Genomic DNA, 21,219 nt, shown 5'->3' on the forward strand with positions numbered 1-21,219 from the left:
CCGCCGCTCGGGAGATGGCATCCTCCCCGAACCGCCGCGCACTCCGCGGCTGATGATGCCTACCGGATCCCCCGCGGGACGGTAGGCCGTATCTTCGTCCTCCTGCCCGCGCCAACCGCAGGAGACGACACATGTTCCATTCCTTGCTGGCCATCGGCGGCGGCGCCGCGCTCGGCGCCTGGCTGCGCTGGGGCCTCGGGCTCTGGCTCAACCCGCATCACGCAACGCTCCCGCTCGGCACGCTGGCGGCCAACCTCGTCGGCGGCTACGGCATCGGCGTGGCGCTGGGCTGGTTCGCACATGCGCCGGGACTGTCGCCGGAATGGCGGCTGTTCGTGATCACCGGGCTGCTCGGCGGCCTGACCACGTTTTCCGCGTTTTCCGCCGAAACCGTGCAGATGCTGCTGCGCCAGCAGTACGCGTGGGCGGGCGCGACGGTGGCCGTGCACGTGCTCGGCTCGTTCTCGATGACGGTGCTGGGCCTGGCCTCGCTGCGGGCGCTGCGAGCAGTGGCCGCCTGAGCCCCGGCCGGGCCACGCCCTGGCCTCCGGCGGGGGGGCCCCTCGGCGCAGGGGCTCCTGGCCGCAGGCTGGTCTAGAATGGGCAATGGCCGACCCGACGCCCATCGATCTCGCCAGCCTGCGCCGCAGCTGCGGCCACTGCTCGCTGCGGCAGCTGTGCCTGCCGGCGGGGATCGGCGCGAACGACCTGGCGCGGCTGGACGAAGTCGTGCACCGGCGGCGGCCGCTGCAGCGCGATGAGCGCCTGTTCCACCACGGCGACGCCATGACCTCGATCTACGTCGCGCGCAACGGTGCCTTCAAGACCGTCAGCCTCAGCGAGGCCGGCGACGAGCGCGTGATCGGCTTCCACCTGCCCGGCGAACTCATGGGACTCGACGCGCTGGCCGATGGCGAGCACCGCTGCGAGGCCGTTGCGCTCGACTCGGCCGAAGTATGCGAAGTGGCGGTGGACGAGCTGGCCGTCGTGGCCGCGCAGCTGCCGGGCCTGCAGCGGCAGCTGATGCGGGTGATCGGGCAGGGCATCGCGCTGGACCGCGACCACGCCGAGATGCTCGCGCGGCGCCATGCCAACGAGCGCATCGCGCTGTTCCTGCACGGAATCGGCGAACGGCTCGCACATATCGGCCAGTCGTCGCTGCAGTTTCGCCTGGCGATGAGTCGCGAGGACATCGCCAGCTTTCTCGGGCTTGCGATCGAAACCGTCAGCCGCGGCTTCACCCGGCTGCAGGACGACGCCGTGATCGCGGTGTCCGGCCGCCGCATCGAAGTGCTCGACCCGGTCGAACTCTCGCGCCTGGCACACGGCGGCGCACCGCCGGAAGAACAGCGCCGCCAGGCCTGAGCCGGGGTCGGCGGCTCAGGCGTCGGTCGTCGCTCCCGCCGGGCCACCGCATTCGCGAGTCGAACCTCCCGCCTGCGCGCAACCGGCTGCAGCCACCCGTGCCGTGCCTAGCGCGGCGCCGGCGTGCAGCCCAGTGCCGCGAGCGTGTCGTGCAGCGCCGGCACGTGCATCAGCCACGGCGCGGCGATCGTCAGCAGGCCGGCGGCGAGGATCAGCAGCGCCGCGGCAATCCGCCAGCGGCCGTGCTGCAGCCACAGCTTCAGGCGCGCCCCCGACCAGGTCAGCGGCAGCATCACCGGCAGGGTTCCCAGACCGAACGCCGCCATCGTCAGCGCGCCGTTGCGCGCATCGGCCTGCAGCCAGGCCGCCGCCAGCAGGGTCGTGCTCAGGCCGCACGGCAGCCAGCCCCAAAGCACGCCCAGCGCGATCCGCCTGGCGTGGCTGTTGGCCGGCAGCAGGCGCCGCTGCAGCGGGCGCAGCCAGCGCCACATCGCGCCGTTACCACGCAGGAAGGCCAGGCGGCCGCGGCTGTCCAGCAGGCGCACGGCCGCCAGCACCAGCACCAGGCCCACCGCCGTGCGCAGGCCGGTCGACAGCCACGGCATCCGCGCCGCGGTGACGATGCCGCCGCCGATGCCGCCCGCCACCGCGCCGGCGATGACGTAGCCGAGCACGCGGCCCAGGTTCGGTTCGATCACGTAGCGCAGGTCGCCGCGTGCGCCCATCGCCGGGAACGACGTCGCGATGCCGCCGCACATCGCCGCGCAGTGCAGGCCGCCGGTCAGGCCGCTGAGCAGCGCCGCCAGCAGGACCAGCCAGTCAATCGGCATCGCGCGGCTGCGGCTTGCCGGATGCCGGCGTGTCCGGCGCAGGCTGCGCGGGATGCGTCGACGCGGGTTGTTCCGGCACGGGTTGTTCCGGCGCAGGAAACTCCGGTGCAGCCGGGGCGTGCGCCTTCGCGGACGGGACCGGCGGATCGTCGCGCAGGATGTCCAGCGGCGCGGCATCCAGGTCGTCGAACTGCCCGTCGCGCACCGACCACACGAACGCCCAGATCGCCACGCCGAGCAGCAGCAGGCTGATGGGGATCAGGAACAGCAGGATGGCCATCGTGGGCAGGCCCTAGTCGGTCGGCGAGGCAGCGGCCGCCATCATCGCAGCTGCAGGCTGCGGCGGCTGCTTCCGCCCCGGCGCCAGCCGCAGCGCGTTCAGCGTCACCGTCAGCGACGACGCCGCCATGCCCAGCGCCGCCAGCCACGGCGTCACCAGCCCCGCGGCCGCCAGCGGCAATGCCAGCACGTTGTAGCCCAGCGCCCAGGCCAGGTTCTGGCGGATGATCTTGCGCGTGCGCCGCGCCAGCGCCACCGATTCGGGCACCCGCATCAGCGACGGATGGGTCGCCACCAGGTCGGCGGCGCGCTGCGCCAGCGCCGCGCCGTCGGCGACCGCCAGCGACACGTCGGCGCCGGCCAGCACCGGTGCGTCGTTGAGCCCGTCGCCGACCATCGCCACGCGCCGGCCCTGCGCCTGCAGCGTCCTCACGAAGGCCAGCTTCTGCTCCGGCGTCTGCCGCGCGTGCACGTCGTCAATCGCGAGCAGCTTGCCGAAGCGCGCCACCGCTTCCATCGAATCGCCGCTCGACAGGTGCACGCGCAGCCCCAGCGCACGCAGCTCGGCGATCGCGTCGGCGGCCTCGGCCCGCGCCGACTCGTGCACGCCGAAGCGGGCGACACCGCGCTGCCCGTCGCCGAGCCACAGGTTGCCGTCGTCCTCGCCGCCGCAGGCGAAACCGGCCTGCCCGAGCCGCCAGGCAACGCCGTCGACCACGCCTTCGATGCCGGTGCCCGGCACCGCGCGCACCTCGCTTGCCGCGGGCACGCCTTCGACATCTGCAAACGCATGCGCCAGCGGGTGGCCGCTGTCGCGTTCGAGCGCGGCGGCGATGCGCAGCGCGGCCTGCAGGTCGAAACCGCCAATGGCCTCCGCGGTGGCACGGCGCGGACGCCCGTCGCTGAGGGTGCCGGTCTTGTCGAACACCACGTCGGTGACGTTGGCCAGGGTTTCCAGCGCATCGGGGCGCAGCGCCAGCACGCCCATCCGCGCGAGCGCGCCGTGCGCCACGGCCAGCGCGGCGGGAATCGACATCGACAGCGCGCAGGGGCAGCTGATCACCAGCAGCGCCAGCGTCACTTCAAGCGCACGCGACGGGTCGTGGATGCGCCAGCCCAGCCACACCAGCAGCGCGGCCAGCAGCAGCGCCAGCACGAACCAGCCGGCGATGCGGTCGGCCAAGCGCGCCAGCGGCGGCCGGTGTTCCTGCGCGTGTTCCACCAGCCGCGCCAGCTGCGACAGGCGGGTATCCGCGCCGACGCCGCGCACGTGCACGCGCGCCGGATGTTCGCGGCAGACCGTGCCGGCATACACCTGCGCACCGGCCTGCTTGCGCACCGGGGTGGATTCGCCGGTCAGCAGCGCTTCCTCGAAGCTGGCCTCGTCATCGAGCAGCAGGCCGTCGGCCGGCAGCGCGTCGCCGGCCGCGACGCGCACGATGTCGCCCACCCGCAGCGCTGCCACGGGCACCGCCTCGCGGCCGCCGTCGGGCAGCTCGCGCATCGCGATTACCGGCCGCGCCCGCGCCAGCGCATCGACCTGCGCGCTGGCGATGTTGCGGGCGCGCTGTTCCAGCATCCGCGCCGCGAGCAGGAAGAACACGAACATTACCGCGGCGTCGTACCAGACGTGCGCGCCGCCGCGGATCGTTTCCACCACGCTCGCGCCGTAGGCGAGCAGGGTGGCGCTGGCGACCAGCGTGTCCATGCCCAGCCGGCGCCCGCGCAGTTCGCGCAGCATGCCGGCGATGAACGGCCAGCCGGCCCAGAACACCACCGGCGACGACACCAGCAGCGTCACCCAGCGGAAGAAGTCGCGGGTGGCGATCGGCATCGTGTTGTTGAAGTCCAGGTACAGGGCTTCGGCGAACATCATCGCCTGCATCGCGCCGATCCCGGCCAGCCCCAGCCGCAGCAGCCAGCGGTTGCGCTCGGCGCGGCGCGCCTGCTCGCGCATCTCGCCGCCGCTGAGGTACGGGCGATAGCCGAGCGCGGCGATGCGCTGCAGCAGCGCCGACAGCACCACCCTCGACGGATCCCAGGCGATGCGGATGCGGCCGGTCACCGCGTTGGCGCTGATGTCCAGCACGCCCGGTTCGCGGCGCAGGGCGCGGTCGATCAGCCATGCGCAGGCGGCGCAGCGCATGCCGTCGGTGAGCACGGTGATCTCGCGTCCGCCTTCCACCGCATGCACGTGCTCGTGCAGCAGGTCGTCGCGGTCCCAGGCCGAGAAATCCACCGGTTCCACGCCCACCTGTCCGGCTGGCGCGCTGCGCAGTTCGTAGTAGTCGCCCAGGTCGGCGTCGCGGATCCACTGCGCCGCGCCCGCGCAGCCGTCGCAGCAGAACTCACGCGGCTCGGCGTCGATGGTCGCGGTGGCGGGGTGGGGGGGAAGCGGTTCGCCGCAGTGGAAGCAGGCGTGGTCGGGCTGCGCGTTCACTTCGCTTCCAGCGCGGGCCCCAGATGCGCGGCGTGCTGTCCGCGTGGCAGGCGCCCGCGCAGGCGCCAGCTGCCGGCCTCGTCGCCAAGCTGCAGGTTCCAGTCGTGGCCCGCGTCAGGCGCGTGCTCCGCGTGCCAGCCGAGCTTGTCGGGGACCAGCGTCAACACCTGGTCCGCGTCCTTGCTGTAGGGGTGCAGCAGGGTCAGGCGCAGGTTCTCGCCGCGGTGGAACTCGCCACCGGCCGGGAACACCCGCAGCATGCCTTCCTCCGACTGCAGCACCGCGCCCAGCTTCAGCTGCGCGGCGCGCTCGTCGGGGCCCAGGTCCGTGGTCTGGATCTGCCCGGTGCGCTGTACCTCGTCGGCCACCGAGTCGATGCTGCCGCCGCGCGACGACAGCACCACCAGCCAGATGCTCGCGACCACCGCCGCCAGAGGCAGGGCGATCACCAGCCAGACCATCGGCTCGCGCAGGGCGTGGCGGCGCTTGTCGTTCATTGCCTCGTGTCCATCACGGCGCGCCCGTCACATCGGCCCGAAGAAGGTGCTGTCGACCGTCTCGCTGGCCGCGCCGTCCTCGCTGCGCACGGTGAAGACGACGTCCTGGCGGCCCTTGATCGAGGCGGGCGCGGCCAGCACCACCGGCAGCGACAGCACTTCCTCGGCCTCGGCGTGGATCGGCTGGTCCAGTGCGCGCAGGGCGATGCCCGGCGTCTTCGAGGTGACTTCGATGTTGAACTCGCGCGCCTGCCCGGCCTTGTTGACCAGCTTGAGCGTGTAGCCGTTCTCGATGCTGCCGTCGGCGGCGCTGCGGTAAAGCGCGTTGCGGTCGCGCAGTACGTCGACGATCAGGCTGCTGCGCGTGGTCACGCCCCAGGCCCATGCAGTGACCAGCGCCACGAGCAGCACCGTGTAGACCGCGATGCGCGGGCGCGCCACGCGCGTCTTGCCGCCGTCGATGGCGTTCTGCGTGGTGTAGCGGATCAGGCCGCGCGCATAGCCCATCTTGTCCATGACGTCGTTGCAGGCGTCGATGCAGGCGCCGCAGGCGATGCACTCGTACTGCAGGCCGTTGCGGATGTCGATTCCGGTGGGGCAGACCTGCACGCAGATGGTGCAGTCGATGCAGTCGCCCAACTCCTCGGGCGCGAACTTCGGCAGCGGCCTGGCTTCCTCGTCCACGTTGCCGAGCATGATCGTGCCGGCCGCCTGCAGGCGGTTGTCGGCCGCGCTGGGGTGGCGGGTCGCGCGAAACACGTAGTCGTAGGCCGTGGCCACGTCGAGCAGGCCGCGGGCGCGGGTGAACACGTCCTTGAGCGTGCGCTTGCGCGGGCCGCGCGGCTCTCCGCGCATCGGGTCGTAGGCGATGATCAGGGTGTCGCGGTCGAACATCGCGCCCTGGAAGCGCGCGTACGGGCACATGTACTTGCACACCTGCTCGCGCAGGAAGCCGGCGTTGCCCCACGTGGCCAGCGCGTAGAACAGCACCCAGAACACTTCCCAGCCGTTCCAGTCGAACGGCCACAGCCGCGCGCCCAGGTCCACGATCGGGGTGAAGAAGCCGACGAAGGTGAAGCCCGTCCACAGCGCGAACACCAGCCACAGCACGTGCTTGCTGCCCTTGCGCAGCAGCTTCTCGCGGGTCCACGGACCGGCGTCGAGCTTCATCCGCCTGGCGCGGTCGCCCTCGGTCCAGCGCTCCATCCACAGGAACACTTCCGTCCACACCGTCTGCGGGCAGGCGTAGCCGCACCAAACCCGGCCGAGCAGGGCGGTGGCGAAGAACAGCACCAGCGCCAGGATGATCAGCAGCATCGCCAGGAAGGTGAAGTCCTGCGGCCAGAAGGTCAGCCCGAACACGTGGAACTTGCGCGCCGGCAGGTCGAACAGCACCGCCTGGTGGCCGTCCCACTTCAGCCACGGGAACACGTAGTACATGCCCAGCAGCCAGAACACCGCGGCCACGCGCAGGCGGTTGAGCGTGCCGGCGACGTCGCGCGGATAGACCTTGCGCTCGCTGGCGTAGACGGAAGCGCCCTCGTCGAGCAGCTCCAGGTCGATCTTCTTGCTCACTGCAATGCGTTCACTTGTGCGGGATGGGCCGGTTGAAGCGGCTGGCCGGGCGCAGCAGGATCCATGTGAACAGGCTCGACGACGCAGTCGCGATCCAGAACATGAAAAAGCCGATGCTGTAGCCAAGGCCACGGGTCATCGGCATGTCCGGGAACGTCATGTCACGCAGCGCGAGCGGATCGACGAAGGCGAAGAACGCCATCGTCGCCACGCCCGCCGAGAAGAAGCTCGGCCACGCAATCGCGCCGATCCGCTGCGCCATCGGGCGCGGCGGGTGGTCGAACTTCGGCTCGGTGAAATCCGTCACTGGTTGCCTGTCTCCTTCGCCGCCGGCGCGGCGCCGGCGGTGGCGTCGGCGGGGTGCGACAGCGACCACACATAGGCGGCGGCCAGCCGCGAGCGGGTTTCGCCCAGCATATCGCGCCAGGCCGGCATCACGCCGTGGCGGCCCTTGGCGATCGATTCGCTCAGCTGCGCGGTGCTGTCGCCGTACATCCAGTAGTCGTCGGTCAGGTCGGGCGCGCCCAGCGCCTGGTTGCCCTTGCCCTCGACGCCGTGGCAGGCGACGCAGACGCCTTCGTACAGGCGCTGGCCCTGGACGGCGAGGTAATCCTTGCTGCGCGCCGGGTCGGACAGCGAGCGCACGTACGCCACCACCGAGACCACCGCGCTGTCGCCGCCCATGCCGGTGAGCACGGTGCCCCATTCGGGCATCACGCCTTCGCGGCCGTCGAGCACCGTGGCCAGGATGTCGTCGGGCGTGCCGCCCCAGTGCCAGATGTCGTCGCGCAGGTTGGGGAAGCCGATCGCACCCTGTGCCGACGAGCCGTGGCAGGTGGCGCAGTTGTTGTTGAAGATCGCCTGGCCCAGCTTGATCGCCGTCGGGTCCCTGGCGATCTGGTCGATCGGCTGGCCCTTGTACGGCGCAAACGTGGCCTCCAGCCGCGCGTCGTCGGCCGCCTTGGCCAGCGCGTGCTCGCCGGCCGAGCTCCACTTGCCGTAGCCCTCGTAGCGGCCCAGGCCGCCGTACCAGAAGATGTACACCGCCGAGAACGCCAGCAGCAGGTAGAAGCCGTTGATCCACCAGCGCGGCATCGGCTTGTTGTACTCGGTGATGTCGCCATCCCAGTAGTGGCTGGTTTCCTCCGGCTTGGGATCACCGGGGCGGCGCTTGGCCGTCCACCACAGCAGCCACACGCAGCCGAGCAGGTTCAGCGCCAGCAGCGCGATGACGTACCACGACCAGCCGGTGCTCATCATGGGCGGTCCTCCGGCACGTCTTCATCGATCGCCAGCCTCGCGGCGGCATCGAAGTCGGCCTTGCGGCGCGGGCTCCACGCCCACGCCCAGCCGAGCAGGAACAGCAGCAGCAGGATCGAAGTCACGATTCCGGACAACATGGCTCACTCCCCCCGCGGCGCGTGCTTGCCGAGCGCCTGCAGGTAGGCGACCACGGCGTCGAGTTCGGTCTTGTCGGCGACGTCCGCGGCGGCGGCCGCGATCTGCTCGTCGGTATACGGGTCGCCGAGGCGCTGCAACGCGCGCATGTGCGCGGCGACCTGCTTGCCGTCGAGGACGTTCTCCGCCAGCCACGGGAACGCGGGCATGTTGGATTCGGGCACCACGTCGCGCGGGTTGATCATGTGCACCCGGTGCCAGTCGTCCGAATAGCGCCCGCCCACGCGCGCCAGGTCAGGCCCGGTGCGCTTGGAGCCCCACTGGAACGGCCGGTCGTACACCGACTCGCCGGCCAGCGAATAGTGGCCGTAGCGCTCGGTCTCGAAACGCAGCGTGCGGATCATCTGCGAGTGGCAGTTGTAGCAGCCCTCGCGCACGTACACATCGCGTCCGGCAAGCTGCAGCGCGGGGTAGGGCTCCACGCCCGGCAGCGGCTTGATCGCCTCGGCCTGGTACATCAGCGGGACGATCTCGGCCAGCCCGCCCAGCGACAGCGCCACCGTGATCAGCACCGCCATCAGGCCGATGTTCTTCTCGACTTTCTCGTGTCCAATATTGCTCATCGGGTCGTCCTCAGGCGCGCGCTTCGGCCACATCGGGCGGAAGCACCGGATTGGGCGCCGGATTCCTGGCCAGCTGCACGGTCTTGTACATGTTCCACGCCATCAGGCACATGCCGGCCAGCACCAGCACGCCGCCGAACAGGCGCCCCAGGTAGTAGGGATACGTGGCGTTGAGCGACTCGACGAAGCTGTAGGTCAGCGTGCCGTCGGGATTGGTCGCGCGCCACATCAGGCCCTGGGTGACGCCGGCGATCCACATCGAGGCGATGTAGAACACCACGCCCAGCGTGTGCAGCCAGAAATGCGCGTCGATCCACTTGACCGAATACATCTCCTTGAGCCCCTGCAGCCGCGGCAGCAGCGCGTAGACCGAGCCGATCGAGATCATCGCCACCCAGCCCAGGGTGCCGGCGTGGACGTGGCCCACGGTCCAGTCGGTGTAGTGGCTCAGCGAGTTGACCGTCTTGATCGACAGCATCGGCCCCTCGAACGTGGCAATCATGTAGAAGCTGATCGCCACGATCAGGAACTTCAGGATCGGGTCGGTGCGCAGCTTGTACCAGACACCCGACAGCGTGAGGATGCCGTTCATCGCGCCGCCCCAGCTGGGCGCCAGCAGGATCAGCGAGAACACCATGCCAACCGACTGCGCCCAGTCCGGCAGCGCGGTGTAGTGCAGGTGGTGCGGGCCGGCCCACATGTAGACCGAGATCAGCGCCCAGAAGTGCACGATCGACAGCCGGTACGAGTAGATCGGCCGCCCGGCCTGCTTGGGCACGAAGTAGTACATCATCGCCAGGTAACCGGTGGTCAGCAGGAACGCCACCGCGTTGTGCCCGTACCACCACTGCGCCATCGCATCGACCGCGCCGCTGTAGATCGGGTAGGACTTGGCCAGGCTGGCCGGCATCGACAGGTTGTTGACGATGTGCAGCATGCCCACGGCGATGATGTAGGCGCCGTAGAACCAGTTGGCCACGTAGATGTGCTTGACCCGGCGCTTGGCGATGGTGCCGAAGAACAGCACGCCGTAGGCCACCCAGACCACCGCGATGGCGATGTCGATCGGCCATTCCAGCTCGGCGTATTCCTTGCCCTGGGTCAGGCCCAGCGGCAGGGTGATGGCCGCGGCCACGATGATCGCCTGCCAGCCCCAGAACACGAAGGCGGCCAGCTTGTCCGAGATCAGCCGTACGTGGCAGGTCCGCTGGACCACGTACAGGCTGGTGGCGAACAGCACCGAGCCGCCGAAGGCGAAGATCACCGCGTTGGTGTGCAGCGGGCGCAGCCGGCCGTAGCTCAGCCACGGGATGTCGAAGTTCAGCGCCGGCCAGTAGAGCTGTGCCGAGATCAGCACGCCCACCGCCATACCCACGATGCCCCACAGGATCGTGGCGACGACGAACTGGCGCACTACCTTGTCGCTGTAGGTCGCAGCGGCTTCCGCGACGTGCGGGATCACGCCCGATGCGCCGCCCGGCGCAGGCTGTACTGCTTGAATGCTCATGGAAACACCTTGATTTCGCTGCTCCGATATTGTCCAGAAAGCGGCCGCGGGCGGACTTGATCTCGATCAAACGCCCTTTTGGCGCCGTGGGGCAGGGCCGGTCAGGGAACCTGGCCGCGACGCCACCGCACCGCCACGCCTGCCACTTTTTTCGCCAACGCTGCCACCTCGTCCGCCGGCCACGCCGTGAAAGGGTTGGCACAGCGGTTGCGGGCGCCAATGGTGCCATTTTCGGCGGCGTTCGTGCCGCTTTCCGCGCCGTCGCCGACACTTTCAACGTCACGGCAGGCGCTTTGACGGTCAGCGCAGGCACTTTCTCCCTTTTCGCCGAAACTTTTACCGTCGCCGCCGGGACTTTGACCGTCGCTGGCGAGACTTTTACCGTCACCGACGAGACTTTCAGCGTCACCGATGAGACTTTCAGCGTCGCCGCTGACACTTCGAGCGCCTGCGTTGACGCAAAAAGCGCCATCGCTGGCACCTTGCACCCGCATCGATGACGCTTTTTTCGCCATCGCCCACGCAATCCGGGGCATCGCCCAAACAAAAAGCCGCATCGCTGCGGCTTTTTGTCTCTCGAGGCCCCGCCCGGCGCTGTCGCCGGCGGGGTTGGGCTGCGCCCGGCGTCAGGTGGCGGCCGACGTGTCCTCGCCATCCTGCCGCGACGACTTGGCAAACCGCGCGCCCAGCTCCTTGCGCAGCCCTTCCAGCCCCTGGTTCTTGCCGGCCACCTTGAGCAGGGCATAGCCCTGCAGCGCGACCGCCATCACGTCGCTGCCCAGCGCCACGTCCGAGTCCGACGCCCGCTCGGTCAGCCGCTGCAGCCGCGACAGGATTGGCCGCAGCTGGTCCAGCGTGGCCAGGTCGGCCTGCGCATCGGCCAGCCCCAGCCCGGGCGGCACGATCTGCGGGTTCTGCGCCAGGATCGTCAGCGCCTGGCGGCCGAAGGCCTCGGACTTGTCGCCCATCCGCATCAGCTTGCGGCGCTGTGCGGCGTTCAGCGCGATCAGCCCGGACAGATGCGTCTCCAGCTCGGTCAGGCTGCTGTCGATGGCGGCCAGCCGGGTGGCGTCGAAGGCGAGGGAAATGAGGTTCTGGTTCACGGCATTGGTCCTTATGCATTCCATGTGAGTGAGAAGCGGCATGTGCCGCCCGTGGTGCCGACAGGCCTGCCGGCGATGCCCCGGCGCCCCCGATGCGGCGCGGTCGCTGACCGGCCGGGTGTCGGTGGGTGGGACGCAGGCACTGTGGCGGAAACAGGGCCGAGTGAAAATCGGCGTACGCCGCGAGTACGCATAGGATTTTTCCTACCCGGCGTTTGCGCACTCGCCGGTACCACCCGCTATCACATGGGGTGAGGGTCACCCGGGTTTCTCGAATGGACGCATGCAGTCGCGTGAAAGCCAAGCCATCGCTGTCTCGTAGGAGCGGCTTCAGCCGCGAGCTTTCCCGAGGCATTGCTGCGGGATCAAAATCTCGCGGCTTCCGCCGCTCCTACAGGGTTGGGGAGGGGCCTTAAGCATCATTGCAAGAGTGCGAGCCGTGGGCACCGGTCCCAGCCAGCCGCTGCTGCCGCAGGGGAATCGCCAGGGCAACGCACTCTGCTTCCAATGCGCCTGCTGCCTCTGACAGCGCAATGACCCGGTATTAACCCCGCCGCCGCTAGCATGCAGCCACTCCACCGGCCTGGAACCCCCTTGCCCTCCGATTCCGACGCATCCCCCGGCACTGCTTCCGACGCATTCGTGTTCTTCGGCGCCACTGGCGACCTTGCCTACAAGAAGATCTTTCCCGCGCTGCAGGCAATGGTCGCGCGCGGGGGACTGGACATCCCGGTGATCGGCGTGGCCCGGGCCGGGTGGACGGTGGACCAGCTGCGCGAGCGGGCGCGTGACAGCATCGAGCACAACGGCGGGATCGACGAGGCCGCGTTCGCGAAGCTGGCCTCGCTGATGCGCTACGTGGACGGCGACTACAACGATGCCGCCACCTTCAAACAGCTGCGCAAGACGCTGGGCGACGCGCGGCATCCGCTGCATTACCTGGCCATCCCGCCCAGCCTGTTCGCCACCGTGGTCCGGGCGCTCGACGCCAGCGGCTGCGCGAAAGGCGCGCGCGTGGTGGTGGAAAAGCCGTTCGGCCGCGACCTGGCCTCCGCGCAAGCGCTCAACGCCACCCTGCACGAGGTGTTCGACGAGGCGTCGATCTTCCGCATCGACCACTACCTGGGCAAGGAGGCGGTGCAGAACCTGCTGTATTTCCGCTTTGCCAACGCCTTCCTCGAACCGCTGTGGAACCGCGAACACGTCGACAACGTGCAGATCACCATGGCCGAGGACTTCGGCGTGCAGGGCCGCGGCGCGTTCTACGACGGCGTCGGCGCGATCCGCGACGTGGTCCAGAACCACCTGCTGCAGGTGGTCGCGCTGCTGGCGATGGACGCGCCGATCGGCAGCGACCCGATGTCGATCCGCATGGAGAAGCTGCGCCTGTTCCGGGCGATGCGGCCGCTGGAACCGGGCGAGCTGGTCCGCGGCCAGTTCCGCGGCTACCGCGACGAACCGGGCGTGGCCAGGGACTCCGATGTCGAAACCTTCGCCGCGCTGCGCCTGCACATCGACACCTGGCGCTGGGCCGGGGTGCCGTTCTACATCCGCGCCGGCAAGTGCCTGCCCATCACCTCCACCCAGGTGGTGGTGGACCTCAAGTGCCCGCCGATGGGGATCTTCGACGAGGCCGTGCCCGTGCATTCCAACTACTTCCGCCTGCGGCTGAGCCCGGAAGTGGTGATCGCCACCGGGGTGCGGGTCAAGCGCGCCGGCGATGCGATGGTGGGCGAGGACGTCGAGCTCACTGCGCGCCACCAGCACGCCGAAGAGAAATCGCCCTATGAGCGCCTGCTCGGCGACGCGATCCGCGGCGATACCGGGCTGTTCACCAGCGACGCCGCGGTGGAGGCTGCCTGGCGCGTGATCGACCCGGTGCTGCGCAAGCATCCCGCGGTCGAAGCCTACGAGCCGGGCAGCTGGGGCCCGGCGTCCGCGGCGTCGATCATCAAGGGCCGGGAGGGCTGGCACGATCCACGGCCCGAGACGGGCGACCCATGCTGAACCGCGATCCCGCCACCGACGTGGTCTTCCTGCTGGACGTGGACAACACGCTGCTCGACAACGACCGCTTCAAGAGTGATCTCGACGCGCGCCTGCAGCGCGACTTCGGCACCGACGGCCGCGCCGCGTACTGGGCGCTGTACGAAAGCGAGCGCGTGCGCCTGGGCTACGCCGACTACCTCGCCGCGCTGCAGGCGTTCCGCGAGGGCCGCGAGGACGATCCCGACCTGCTGCGCATGTCCGGCTACATGCTGGGCTATCCGTTCGCCGAGCGCGTCTACCCGGGCGCGCTGGAAACGGTGGAACGGCTGCACGAGCTGGGCACGCCGGTGATCCTGTCCGACGGCGACGTGGTGTTCCAGCCGCGCAAGGTGCAGCGCTCCGGGCTGTGGGACGCGCTGCAGGGCAGGGTGCTGATCTACCTGCACAAGCAGCACATGCTCGACGCGGTGCAGCGGCGCTACCCGGCGCGGCACTACGTGATGGTGGACGACAAGCCCAGGCTGCTGGCGGCGATGAAATCCGCCATGGGCGAGCGCCTCACCACCGTGTTCGTGCGCCAGGGGCACTATGCCGACGAGGCCGCGGGCCAGCCGATCGACCCGGCGCCGGACATGGCGATCGACGACATCGCTGAACTGTCCACCTTCGACCTGCAACAATTCGGCCCCCGGGCCTGCCTGCAGGCGGTGCCCGCCATGACGGCATCCGCCGCGACGGCATCCACATCGCAACAACAGGAATCGAAATGACCCACCTGCAATTGCTTCGCGACCTCGGCCAGAGCCTGTGGCTGGACAACATCACCCGCGAGATCCTCGACAACGGCACGCTGCAGCGCTACATCGCCGACTACGGCATCACCGGGCTGACGTCCAACCCCACGATCTTCGACGAGGCGATCGGCAACAGCGATGCCTACGACGCCGGCATCCGCGAGAAGGCCGCCGCAGGCAGGCAGGGAGAAGCGCTGTTCATCGAACTGGCGCTGGAAGACCTGCGCCGCGCCGCCGACCTGTTCCGGCCCGCGTTCGACGCCACCGGCGGCGTCGACGGCTGGGTGTCGATGGAGCTGTCCCCACTGCTGGCCGCCGACACCGCCGGCAGCATCGCCGCCGCCGCGCGCATCCGCGCCGACGGCGCGCGCGACAACCTGTACGTCAAGATCCCGGGCACGCCCGAGGGTGTGCCGGCGATCGAGGAATCGATCTTCGCCGGCGTGCCGATCAACGTGACCCTGCTGTTCTCCACCCGGCAGTACCTGGCCGTCGCCGAGGCCTACATGCGCGGCATCGAGCGCCGCATCGCGGCCGGGCTGGATCCGAAGATCAATTCGGTGGCGTCACTGTTCATCAGCCGCTGGGACAAGGCCAGCGCGGACCAGCTGCCGGTGGAACTGCACAACCGGCTGGGCATCGCGGTGGGACAGCAGACGTATCGCGCCTATCGCGAACTGCTGGCCTCGGACCGCTGGAAGAAGCTCGCCGCCGCCGGCGCGCGGCCGCAGCTCCTGCTGTGGGCCAGCACCGGCACCAAGGACCCGGCCGCACCGGACACGCTCTACATCGAGGCGCTGGCCGCGCCGGACACCATCAACACGGTGCCGGAGAAGACCCTGCACGCGTTCGCCGACCACGGCAAGGTGCATGGGGCGATGGCCGAAGACGGCGGCGACTCCGCCGAAACGCTGCGCGCGATCACCGCGGCCGGGGTCGACGTCGAGGCGCTGGCCGGCAAGCTGCAGCGTGACGGCGCCGAGGCGTTCGTCAAGTCGTGGCACCAGCTGATGCAGCGCATCGCCGACAAGGCGCAGGCGCTGGCCGGCGGCGGCCGCTGAGGAAGGGCGGCCATGGACACGTCTTCCGCCGGCAACCAGGTCCCGCTGGCGCAGCGCCCGCAGTGGGCGGCGCTCGCGGCCCATGCCAGGGCATTCTCCGGCACCCACCTGCGCGAGCTGTTCGCCGCCGATCCGGCGCGCGGGCAGCGCCTCAGCGCCGAAGGGGCCGGCCTGTACCTGGATTATTCGAAGCAGCGCGTCAACGACGACACCCTGCGCCTGCTGCTGGAACTGGCCAAAGCCTGCGGCCTGCGCGCGCGCGCCGCGGCGATGTTCGCCGGCGAGCGGATCAACCGCACCGAGGACCGTTCGGTGCTGCACGTGGCGCTGCGGATGCCGAAGGGCGAGCGGCTGGAGGTCGACGGCGTCGACGTGGTCGCGCAGGTGCACGAGGTGCTCGATCGCATGGCCGCGTTCGCCGGCCGCGTGCGCTGCGGGCAGTGGACCGGTCATTCCGGCAAGCGCATCCGCAACGTGGTCAGCATCGGCATCGGCGGCTCCGACCTCGGGCCGGTGATGGCGTACGAGGCGCTGCGCGACTTCAGCGACCGCGGCATGCATTTCGGCTTCGTGTCCAACGTCGACGGCACCGACTTCTCCGAGGCCGTGCGCGGCCTGGATGCGGCCGAGACGCTGTTCATCGTCTGCTCCAAGACCTTCACCACGCTGGAAACCCTGGCCAACGCACACGCCGCGCGCGACTGGTGCCTGGCCGCGCTGGGCGGCGACGCGGCGGCCGTGGCCAAGCACTTCGTCGCGGTTTCCACCAATGCCGACGGCGTGCGCGAGTTCGGCATCGACACCGACAACATGTTCGGGTTCTGGGACTGGGTGGGCGGCCGCTATTCGATGGATTCGGCGATCGGCCTGTCGACGATGATCGCGATCGGCCCGGACAACTTCCGCGACATGCTCGCCGGCTTCCATGCCATGGACGTGCATTTCCGCGACACCCCGCCGGAGCGCAACCTGCCGGTGCTGATGGCGCTGGTCGCGCTGTGGAACAACAACTTCCTCGGCGCGGAAACGGTGGCGGTACTGCCATATGCGCAGTACCTCAAGCGCTTCCCGGCCTACCTGCAGCAGCTGACGATGGAGAGCAACGGCAAGTCGGTGACGCTCGGCGGCCGCCGCGTCGACTACCAGACCGGGCCGGTGTACTGGGGCGAGCCGGGCACCAACGGCCAGCATTCGTTCTACCAGCTGATCCATCAGGGCACCCGGCTGGTGCCGTGCGACTTCATCGGCTTCTGCGAACCGCTCAGCCCGCTGCGAGAGCAGCACGACCTGCTGATGGCCAACCTGTTCGCGCAGGGCGAGGCGCTTGCGTTCGGCAGGACGGCCGACGAAGTCCGCGCCGAAGGCGTGGACGAGGCGCTGGTGCCGCACAAGACCTTCGAGGGCAACCGTCCGAGCAGCACGATCCTGGCGAAGAAGCTCACGCCGCACGCGCTCGGTGCGCTGGTGGCGCTGTACGAGCACAGCGTGTTCGTGCAGGGCGTGGTCTGGGACATCGACTCGTTCGACCAGTGGGGCGTGGAGCTGGGCAAGGTGCTGGCGAAACGGACCGCGAGCGAGCTGGAAGCCGGTGACACGCCCGAGCTGCAGCACGACAGCTCCACCAATGCGCTGATCCGGCGCTACCTGGAACAGCGGGGCAGCCCCTGATGGGCACGAACATCAGCCCGCTGGCGGGCAAGCCGGCGCAGGCCGCGCAGCTGGTCGACATCGACAGGCTGCTCGCGGCCTACTTCGACGTGAAGCCGGATCCGTCGTTCGCGGCGCAGCGGGTGGCGTTCGGCACCTCGGGCCACCGCGGCACTTCGTTCGACGGCAGTTTCAACGAACAGCACGTGCTGGCCATCACCCAGGCAATCTGCGAATACCGCAAGGCGCAGGGCATCGACGGGCCGCTGTTCCTCGGCATCGACACGCATGCGCTGTCGAAGCCGGCACGCGACAGCGCGCTGGAGGTGCTGGCGGCCAACGGCGTGGAGGTGCGGATCGCGGCCGGCGACGAGTACACGCCGACGCCGGCCATATCCCACGCGATCCTGGTCCACAACCGCGGCCGCACCTCGGGCCTGGCCGACGGCATCGTCGTCACGCCTTCGCACAACCCGCCCGGCGACGGCGGCTTCAAGTACAACCCGGCCAACGGCGGCCCGGCCGACACCGCGATCACCCGCCAGGTGCAGGACCGCGCCAACGCGCTGCTCGAAACCGGCCTGAAGGACGTGTCGCGCCTGCCGCTGGCACAGGCCCGCGCCGCGACGACCACGCGCGAGCACGACTTCCTCGGCCACTACGTCGAAGACCTGGGCAACGTGCTCGACTTCGACCTGGTCCGCGGCGCCGGCGTGCGCATGGGCGTGGACCCGCTCGGCGGTGCCGGCGTGCACTACTGGGCGCGCATCGCCGAACGCTATTCGCTCGACCTCGAAGTGGTCAGCGAGCAGGTCGACCCGCAGTTCGCCTTCATGACCCTGGACTGGGACGGGCAGATCCGCATGGACCCGTCCTCGTCGTATGCCATGCAGCGGCTGATCGGGATGAAGGACCGCTTCGACGTCGCCTTCGCCTGCGATACCGACCACGACCGCCACGGCGTGGTCACGAAAGCCGGGCTGCTGCCGTCGAACCACTACATGGCGGCGATGGTCGACGACCTGTTCCGCAATCGCCCGCGATGGGGCGCGAACGCCGCCGTGGGCAAGACCGTGGTCAGCAGCAGCATGATCGACCGCGTCGCCGCGCGGCTGCAGCGCAAGCTGTACGAGACGCCGGTGGGCTTCAAGTGGTTCGCCGACGGCCTGTTCGACGGTTCGCTGGGGCTGGGCGGCGAGGAAAGTGCCGGCGCCAGCTTCCTGCGCCGCGACGGCACGGTCTGGACCACCGACAAGGACGGCATGGTGCCGGCGCTGTTCGCGGCCGAGCTCACCGCGCGCCACGGACGCGACCCGCACCAGCACTACCGCGGCCTGTGCGACGCCTTCGGCGAGGTCTTCTTCGACCGCGTCGAGGCGCCGGCCAGTGCGCAGCAGAAGCAGGTGCTGGCGAAGCTCGCGCCCGCGCAGCTGAAGGCCGACAGGCTGGCCGGTGCGCCGATCCGCCGGGTGCTGGACAAGGCGCCGGGCAACGACGCGGCGATCGGCGGCATCAAGGTGGTGGCCGACAACGGCTGGTTCGCCGCGCGGCCGTCGGGCACCGAGGACATCTACAAGATCTACGGCGAAAGCTTCGAAAGCCGCGACCACCTGCAGGCGATCCTCGCCGAGGCGCAGGGCATCGTCGACGCGGCGCTGGCACCGGCCCCGGGCAAGGAGTCGTAATCCCGCGCCCCTGCCAGGCGCGCCGCGAGGAGGACATCCATGTCACCCGCACATCCATCCGATACCCTCGACCAGCGCTGCATCGACACGCTGCGCTTCCTTTCCGTCGACATGGTGCAGGAGGCCGACAGCGGCCATCCCGGCCTGCCGCTCGGCGCCGCGCCGATGGCCTACGTGCTGTGGCAGCACTTCCTCAAACACAATCCGGCCAATCCCGCTTGGCCTGACCGCGACCGCTTCGTGCTCTCCGCCGGCCACGGTTCGGCGCTGCTCTACAGCCTGCTGCACGTCACCGGCTACGACCTGTCACTCGACGACATCAAGCAGTTCCGGCAGTGGGGCAGCAAGGCGCCGGGACACCCGGAGCGCGGCCACACGCCGGGCGTGGAAGTCACCACCGGCCCGCTGGGGCAGGGCCTGGCCAACGCCGTGGGCATGGCGATGGCCGAGGCGCAGCTCGCGGCGCGCTACAACCGTCCGGGGCACGCCGTTGTCGACCACCACACCTGGGTGATCGCCAGCGACGGCGACCTGATGGAAGGCGTCGCATCCGAAGCCGCGTCGCTCGCCGGCCACCTGCAGCTGGGCAAGCTCAACGTGCTGTACGACGACAACAGCGTGACGCTCGCCGCCGGCACCGACATCACCTTCACCGAGGACCGTGCCGCGCGCTTCGCCGCCTACGGCTGGCACGTGCAGACCGTGGACGACGGCAACGACGTGGCCGCGATCGAACAGGCGCTGCAGCGGGCGCGCGACGAGACCACGAAGCCCTCGCTGGTGCTGGTGCACACCCACATCGGCTACGGCTCGCCGGAACAGGACAGCTTCAAGGCGCACGGTTCGCCGCTGGGCGAGAAGGACGTCGCGGCGACCAAGCGCAAACTCGGCTGGCCGGAACAGCCGCCGTTCCTGCTGCCCGACGATGCGCTGGCGCGGTTCCGCACCGCGCTCGACCGCGGCAAGCGCGACGAGGCCGACTGGCAGCAGCGCTTCGACGCCTATGCCAAAGCGTTTCCGGACGAGGCCAGCGAGCTGCGCGGCAGCCTCGAAGCACGCCTGCCCCCGGGCTGGGACGGCGACATCCCGGTGTTCCCCGCCGACGCGAAGGGCATGGCCACGCGCGAGGCCGGCGGCAACGTGCTGTCGGCGATCGCACCGAAGCTGCCCGCGCTGACCGGCGGCTCGGCCGACCTCGACCCATCCACGTACACGGCGGTCAAGGGCCTGGGCGACTTCGACCCGCGCGCCACGCCCGGCGAGGACCAGCAGGGCTCGACCGGCGGCGGCTGGAGCTACGCCGGCCGCAATTTGCACTTCGGCGTGCGCGAACACGCGATGGGCGCGATCTGCAACGGCATGGCCGCGCACGGCGGCATCATTCCCTACGACGCGACGTTCCTGATCTTCTCCGACTACATGCGTCCGCCGATGCGCCTGGCAGCGCTGATGCGCCTGCACGTGGTGCACGTGTTCACCCACGACTCCATCGCGCTGGGCGAGGACGGACCCACGCACCAGCCGGTCGAACAGCTGGCGGGGCTGCGATCGGTACCCGACCTGCTGGTGATCCGGCCGGCCGACGCCAACGAAACGGCGGCCGCCTGGCGCGTCGCGCTGGAAGCGAAGGACCGGCCGGTGGCGCTGGCGCTGTCGCGGCAGAAGGTGCCGACGCTCGACCGCGGCAGGTACGCGCCCGCCGACGGCCTGCGCAAGGGCGCATACGTGCTGCTCGATGCCGGCGACGGCGAACCGGAAGTGGTGCTGATCGGCACCGGCGCCGAAACCGGGCTGGTGCTGTCCGCCGCGGAGAAACTGCAGGAGGAGGGCATCGCCGCGCGCGCGGTGTCGATGCCGTGCTGGGCGCTGTTCGACGGACAGCCGCCGGAGTACCGCGATGCCGTGCTGCCGCCTGGCGTGCCGGCGCGGCTGGCGGTGGAAGCCGGCTCGCCGCAGGGCTGGCACCGTTACGTAGGCGACGGCGGCGACGTGCTCGGTGTCGACCGCTTCGGCGCCTCCGCGCCGGGCAGCGAGATGCTCGAACGCTACGGCTTCACCGTCGACAACGTCTGCGCGCGCGCCCGCGCGCTGCTTGGAAAGGAGGCATCCTGATGGCACATGAATTCAAGGTCGGCGACCACGTGACGTGGAACTCCGAGGCCGGCCACGTCAGCGGCAAGATCACCAAGGTGCACGTGAAGGACTTCGACTGGCACGGTTACACCCGCCACTGCAGCCAGGACGACCCGCAGTACGAGATCAAGAGCGACAAGACCGATCACGTCGCCGTGCACAAGGGCGGGGCGCTGAAAAAAGTGAAGTCCTGACTCTTGCGCCTTCCGTAGGAGCGGCCCATGGCCGCGAGCTTTTCACTCCTCCCACTGCCTTCGCAGGGAGGGCAAGATCTCGCGGCCATGGGCCGCTCC

The 21,219-nt window shown here is 69.8% G+C and carries 21 protein-coding genes and 1 riboswitch; of the genes, 9 read left to right on the forward strand and 12 right to left on the reverse strand.

Features of this window, described 5'->3' with window-relative positions; genetic code table 11:
• Position 1 precedes the first annotated feature (1 nt).
• Positions 2–69, forward strand: a riboswitch (Fluoride riboswitch).
• Positions 70–131: 62 nt separating this feature from the next.
• Together crcB and H570_RS0106585 are read left to right on the forward strand one after the other, a co-directional pair.
• A complete protein-coding gene (gene crcB / locus H570_RS0106580; RefSeq protein ID WP_036135359.1) occupies positions 132–521 on the forward strand; it encodes a fluoride efflux transporter CrcB in 390 nt (129 codons plus the stop codon).
• An 85-nt stretch (positions 522–606) separates the two neighbouring features.
• Entirely contained in the window at positions 607–1,365 is a 759-nt protein-coding gene (locus tag H570_RS0106585) for a helix-turn-helix domain-containing protein (protein ID WP_027080054.1), read from the forward strand.
• A gap of 107 nt (positions 1,366–1,472) precedes the next feature.
• On the opposite strand, the gene H570_RS0106590 is transcribed toward H570_RS0106585, so the two are convergent.
• The 12 genes from H570_RS0106590 to H570_RS0106645 form a co-directional block, all read right to left on the reverse strand.
• Positions 1,473–2,195: a sulfite exporter TauE/SafE family protein gene (locus H570_RS0106590; RefSeq protein WP_027080055.1), complete on the reverse strand. Its 723-nt coding sequence runs from the start codon at positions 2,193–2,195 to the stop codon at positions 1,473–1,475.
• A complete protein-coding gene (gene ccoS / locus H570_RS19540) occupies positions 2,185–2,475 on the reverse strand; it encodes a cbb3-type cytochrome oxidase assembly protein CcoS (protein WP_084499871.1) in 291 nt (96 codons plus the stop codon). The genes H570_RS0106590 and ccoS overlap by 11 nt, the downstream gene beginning before the upstream one ends.
• Before the next feature lie 12 nt (positions 2,476–2,487).
• Positions 2,488–4,914, reverse strand: a complete 2,427-nt coding sequence (locus H570_RS0106600) for a heavy metal translocating P-type ATPase (protein ID WP_027080056.1) — start codon at positions 4,912–4,914, stop codon at positions 2,488–2,490.
• The gene (locus H570_RS0106605; protein WP_027080057.1) at positions 4,911–5,411 is read right to left on the reverse strand and encodes a FixH family protein; all 501 of its coding nucleotides are present in this window, start codon (positions 5,409–5,411) and stop codon (positions 4,911–4,913) included. Before H570_RS0106605 ends, H570_RS0106600 begins: the two co-directional genes overlap by 4 nt.
• Positions 5,412–5,438: 27 nt before the next feature.
• Positions 5,439–6,986 (reverse strand): 4Fe-4S dicluster domain-containing protein, encoded by a 1,548-nt coding sequence (locus H570_RS0106610; RefSeq protein WP_027080058.1) that lies wholly within the window; start codon positions 6,984–6,986, stop codon positions 5,439–5,441.
• A gap of 10 nt (positions 6,987–6,996) precedes the next feature.
• Complete coding sequence (locus H570_RS0106615) at positions 6,997–7,248, reverse strand: hypothetical protein (RefSeq protein WP_027080059.1); 252 nt, start codon at positions 7,246–7,248, stop codon at positions 6,997–6,999.
• A 41-nt stretch (positions 7,249–7,289) separates the two neighbouring features.
• Positions 7,290–8,246, reverse strand: a complete 957-nt coding sequence (gene ccoP / locus H570_RS0106620) for a cytochrome-c oxidase, cbb3-type subunit III (RefSeq protein ID WP_245559553.1) — start codon at positions 8,244–8,246, stop codon at positions 7,290–7,292.
• Positions 8,243–8,386: a cbb3-type cytochrome c oxidase subunit 3 gene (locus H570_RS18515; protein ID WP_084499873.1), complete on the reverse strand. Its 144-nt coding sequence runs from the start codon at positions 8,384–8,386 to the stop codon at positions 8,243–8,245. The genes ccoP and H570_RS18515 overlap by 4 nt, the downstream gene beginning before the upstream one ends.
• Before the next feature lie 3 nt (positions 8,387–8,389).
• Positions 8,390–9,007, reverse strand: a complete 618-nt coding sequence (gene ccoO / locus H570_RS0106630) for a cytochrome-c oxidase, cbb3-type subunit II (RefSeq protein ID WP_027080061.1) — start codon at positions 9,005–9,007, stop codon at positions 8,390–8,392.
• Between the two features lie 10 nt (positions 9,008–9,017).
• Positions 9,018–10,514, reverse strand: coding sequence for a cytochrome-c oxidase, cbb3-type subunit I (gene ccoN, locus H570_RS0106635; RefSeq protein ID WP_084499875.1), 1,497 nt, complete (start codon positions 10,512–10,514; stop codon positions 9,018–9,020).
• A 101-nt stretch (positions 10,515–10,615) separates the two neighbouring features.
• Positions 10,616–11,029: a hypothetical protein gene (locus tag H570_RS18850; protein WP_156899873.1), complete on the reverse strand. Its 414-nt coding sequence runs from the start codon at positions 11,027–11,029 to the stop codon at positions 10,616–10,618.
• 111 nt (positions 11,030–11,140) lie between these two features.
• On the reverse strand, positions 11,141–11,617 hold the full coding sequence (locus tag H570_RS0106645) for a hypothetical protein (protein ID WP_027080064.1): 477 nt from the start codon (positions 11,615–11,617) through the stop codon (positions 11,141–11,143).
• A 594-nt stretch (positions 11,618–12,211) separates the two neighbouring features.
• On the opposite strand from H570_RS0106645, the gene zwf reads away from it, so the two are divergent.
• From zwf to H570_RS0106680, 7 genes are read left to right on the forward strand one after another with little or no spacing between them, the layout of a single operon-like run.
• Positions 12,212–13,624 (forward strand): glucose-6-phosphate dehydrogenase, encoded by a 1,413-nt coding sequence (zwf, locus tag H570_RS0106650; RefSeq protein ID WP_051176179.1) that lies wholly within the window; start codon positions 12,212–12,214, stop codon positions 13,622–13,624.
• The gene (locus H570_RS16670) at positions 13,618–14,376 is read left to right on the forward strand and encodes an HAD family hydrolase (protein WP_051176180.1); all 759 of its coding nucleotides are present in this window, start codon (positions 13,618–13,620) and stop codon (positions 14,374–14,376) included. Before zwf ends, H570_RS16670 begins: the two co-directional genes overlap by 7 nt.
• On the forward strand, positions 14,373–15,461 hold the full coding sequence (gene tal, locus H570_RS0106660; RefSeq protein ID WP_027080066.1) for a transaldolase: 1,089 nt from the start codon (positions 14,373–14,375) through the stop codon (positions 15,459–15,461). Before H570_RS16670 ends, tal begins: the two co-directional genes overlap by 4 nt.
• Positions 15,462–15,473: 12 nt before the next feature.
• Positions 15,474–17,129, forward strand: a complete 1,656-nt coding sequence (gene pgi, locus H570_RS0106665; RefSeq protein ID WP_036135368.1) for a glucose-6-phosphate isomerase — start codon at positions 15,474–15,476, stop codon at positions 17,127–17,129.
• Entirely contained in the window at positions 17,129–18,793 is a 1,665-nt protein-coding gene (gene pgm, locus H570_RS0106670; RefSeq protein ID WP_027080068.1) for a phosphoglucomutase (alpha-D-glucose-1,6-bisphosphate-dependent), read from the forward strand. The genes pgi and pgm overlap by 1 nt, the downstream gene beginning before the upstream one ends.
• A 39-nt stretch (positions 18,794–18,832) precedes the next feature.
• A complete protein-coding gene (tkt, locus tag H570_RS0106675) occupies positions 18,833–20,905 on the forward strand; it encodes a transketolase (RefSeq protein ID WP_027080069.1) in 2,073 nt (690 codons plus the stop codon).
• Positions 20,905–21,120, forward strand: coding sequence for a hypervirulence associated TUDOR domain-containing protein (locus H570_RS0106680; RefSeq protein ID WP_027080070.1), 216 nt, complete (start codon positions 20,905–20,907; stop codon positions 21,118–21,120). The genes tkt and H570_RS0106680 overlap by 1 nt, the downstream gene beginning before the upstream one ends.
• Positions 21,121–21,219 lie beyond the last annotated feature (99 nt).

The organism is Luteimonas mephitis DSM 12574 (assembly GCF_000422305.1).
Classification (GTDB): Bacteria; Pseudomonadota; Gammaproteobacteria; order Xanthomonadales; family Xanthomonadaceae; genus Luteimonas; species Luteimonas mephitis.

Excerpts from the sequence above, each read along its gene's own strand:
- crcB (WP_036135359.1), top strand. The coding sequence starts at position 132 with ATGTTCCATTCCTTGCTGGCCATCGGCGGCGGCGCCGCGCTCGGCGCC.
- H570_RS0106585 (WP_027080054.1), top strand. The coding sequence starts at position 607 with ATGGCCGACCCGACGCCCATCGATCTCGCCAGCCTGCGCCGCAGCTGC.
- H570_RS0106590 (WP_027080055.1), bottom strand. The coding sequence starts at position 2,195 with ATGCCGATTGACTGGCTGGTCCTGCTGGCGGCGCTGCTCAGCGGCCTG.
- ccoS (WP_084499871.1), bottom strand. The coding sequence starts at position 2,475 with ATGGCCATCCTGCTGTTCCTGATCCCCATCAGCCTGCTGCTGCTCGGC.
- H570_RS0106605 (WP_027080057.1), bottom strand. The coding sequence starts at position 5,411 with ATGAACGACAAGCGCCGCCACGCCCTGCGCGAGCCGATGGTCTGGCTG.
- H570_RS0106615 (WP_027080059.1), bottom strand. The coding sequence starts at position 7,248 with ATGGCGCAGCGGATCGGCGCGATTGCGTGGCCGAGCTTCTTCTCGGCG.
- ccoP (WP_245559553.1), bottom strand. The coding sequence starts at position 8,246 with ATGATGAGCACCGGCTGGTCGTGGTACGTCATCGCGCTGCTGGCGCTG.
- H570_RS18515 (WP_084499873.1), bottom strand. The coding sequence starts at position 8,386 with ATGTTGTCCGGAATCGTGACTTCGATCCTGCTGCTGCTGTTCCTGCTC.
- ccoO (WP_027080061.1), bottom strand. The coding sequence starts at position 9,007 with ATGAGCAATATTGGACACGAGAAAGTCGAGAAGAACATCGGCCTGATG.
- ccoN (WP_084499875.1), bottom strand. The coding sequence starts at position 10,514 with ATGAGCATTCAAGCAGTACAGCCTGCGCCGGGCGGCGCATCGGGCGTG.
- H570_RS18850 (WP_156899873.1), bottom strand. The coding sequence starts at position 11,029 with ATGGCGAAAAAAGCGTCATCGATGCGGGTGCAAGGTGCCAGCGATGGC.
- H570_RS16670 (WP_051176180.1), top strand. The coding sequence starts at position 13,618 with ATGCTGAACCGCGATCCCGCCACCGACGTGGTCTTCCTGCTGGACGTG.
- tal (WP_027080066.1), top strand. The coding sequence starts at position 14,373 with ATGACCCACCTGCAATTGCTTCGCGACCTCGGCCAGAGCCTGTGGCTG.
- pgi (WP_036135368.1), top strand. The coding sequence starts at position 15,474 with ATGGACACGTCTTCCGCCGGCAACCAGGTCCCGCTGGCGCAGCGCCCG.
- pgm (WP_027080068.1), top strand. The coding sequence starts at position 17,129 with ATGGGCACGAACATCAGCCCGCTGGCGGGCAAGCCGGCGCAGGCCGCG.
- tkt (WP_027080069.1), top strand. The coding sequence starts at position 18,833 with ATGTCACCCGCACATCCATCCGATACCCTCGACCAGCGCTGCATCGAC.
- H570_RS0106680 (WP_027080070.1), top strand. The coding sequence starts at position 20,905 with ATGGCACATGAATTCAAGGTCGGCGACCACGTGACGTGGAACTCCGAG.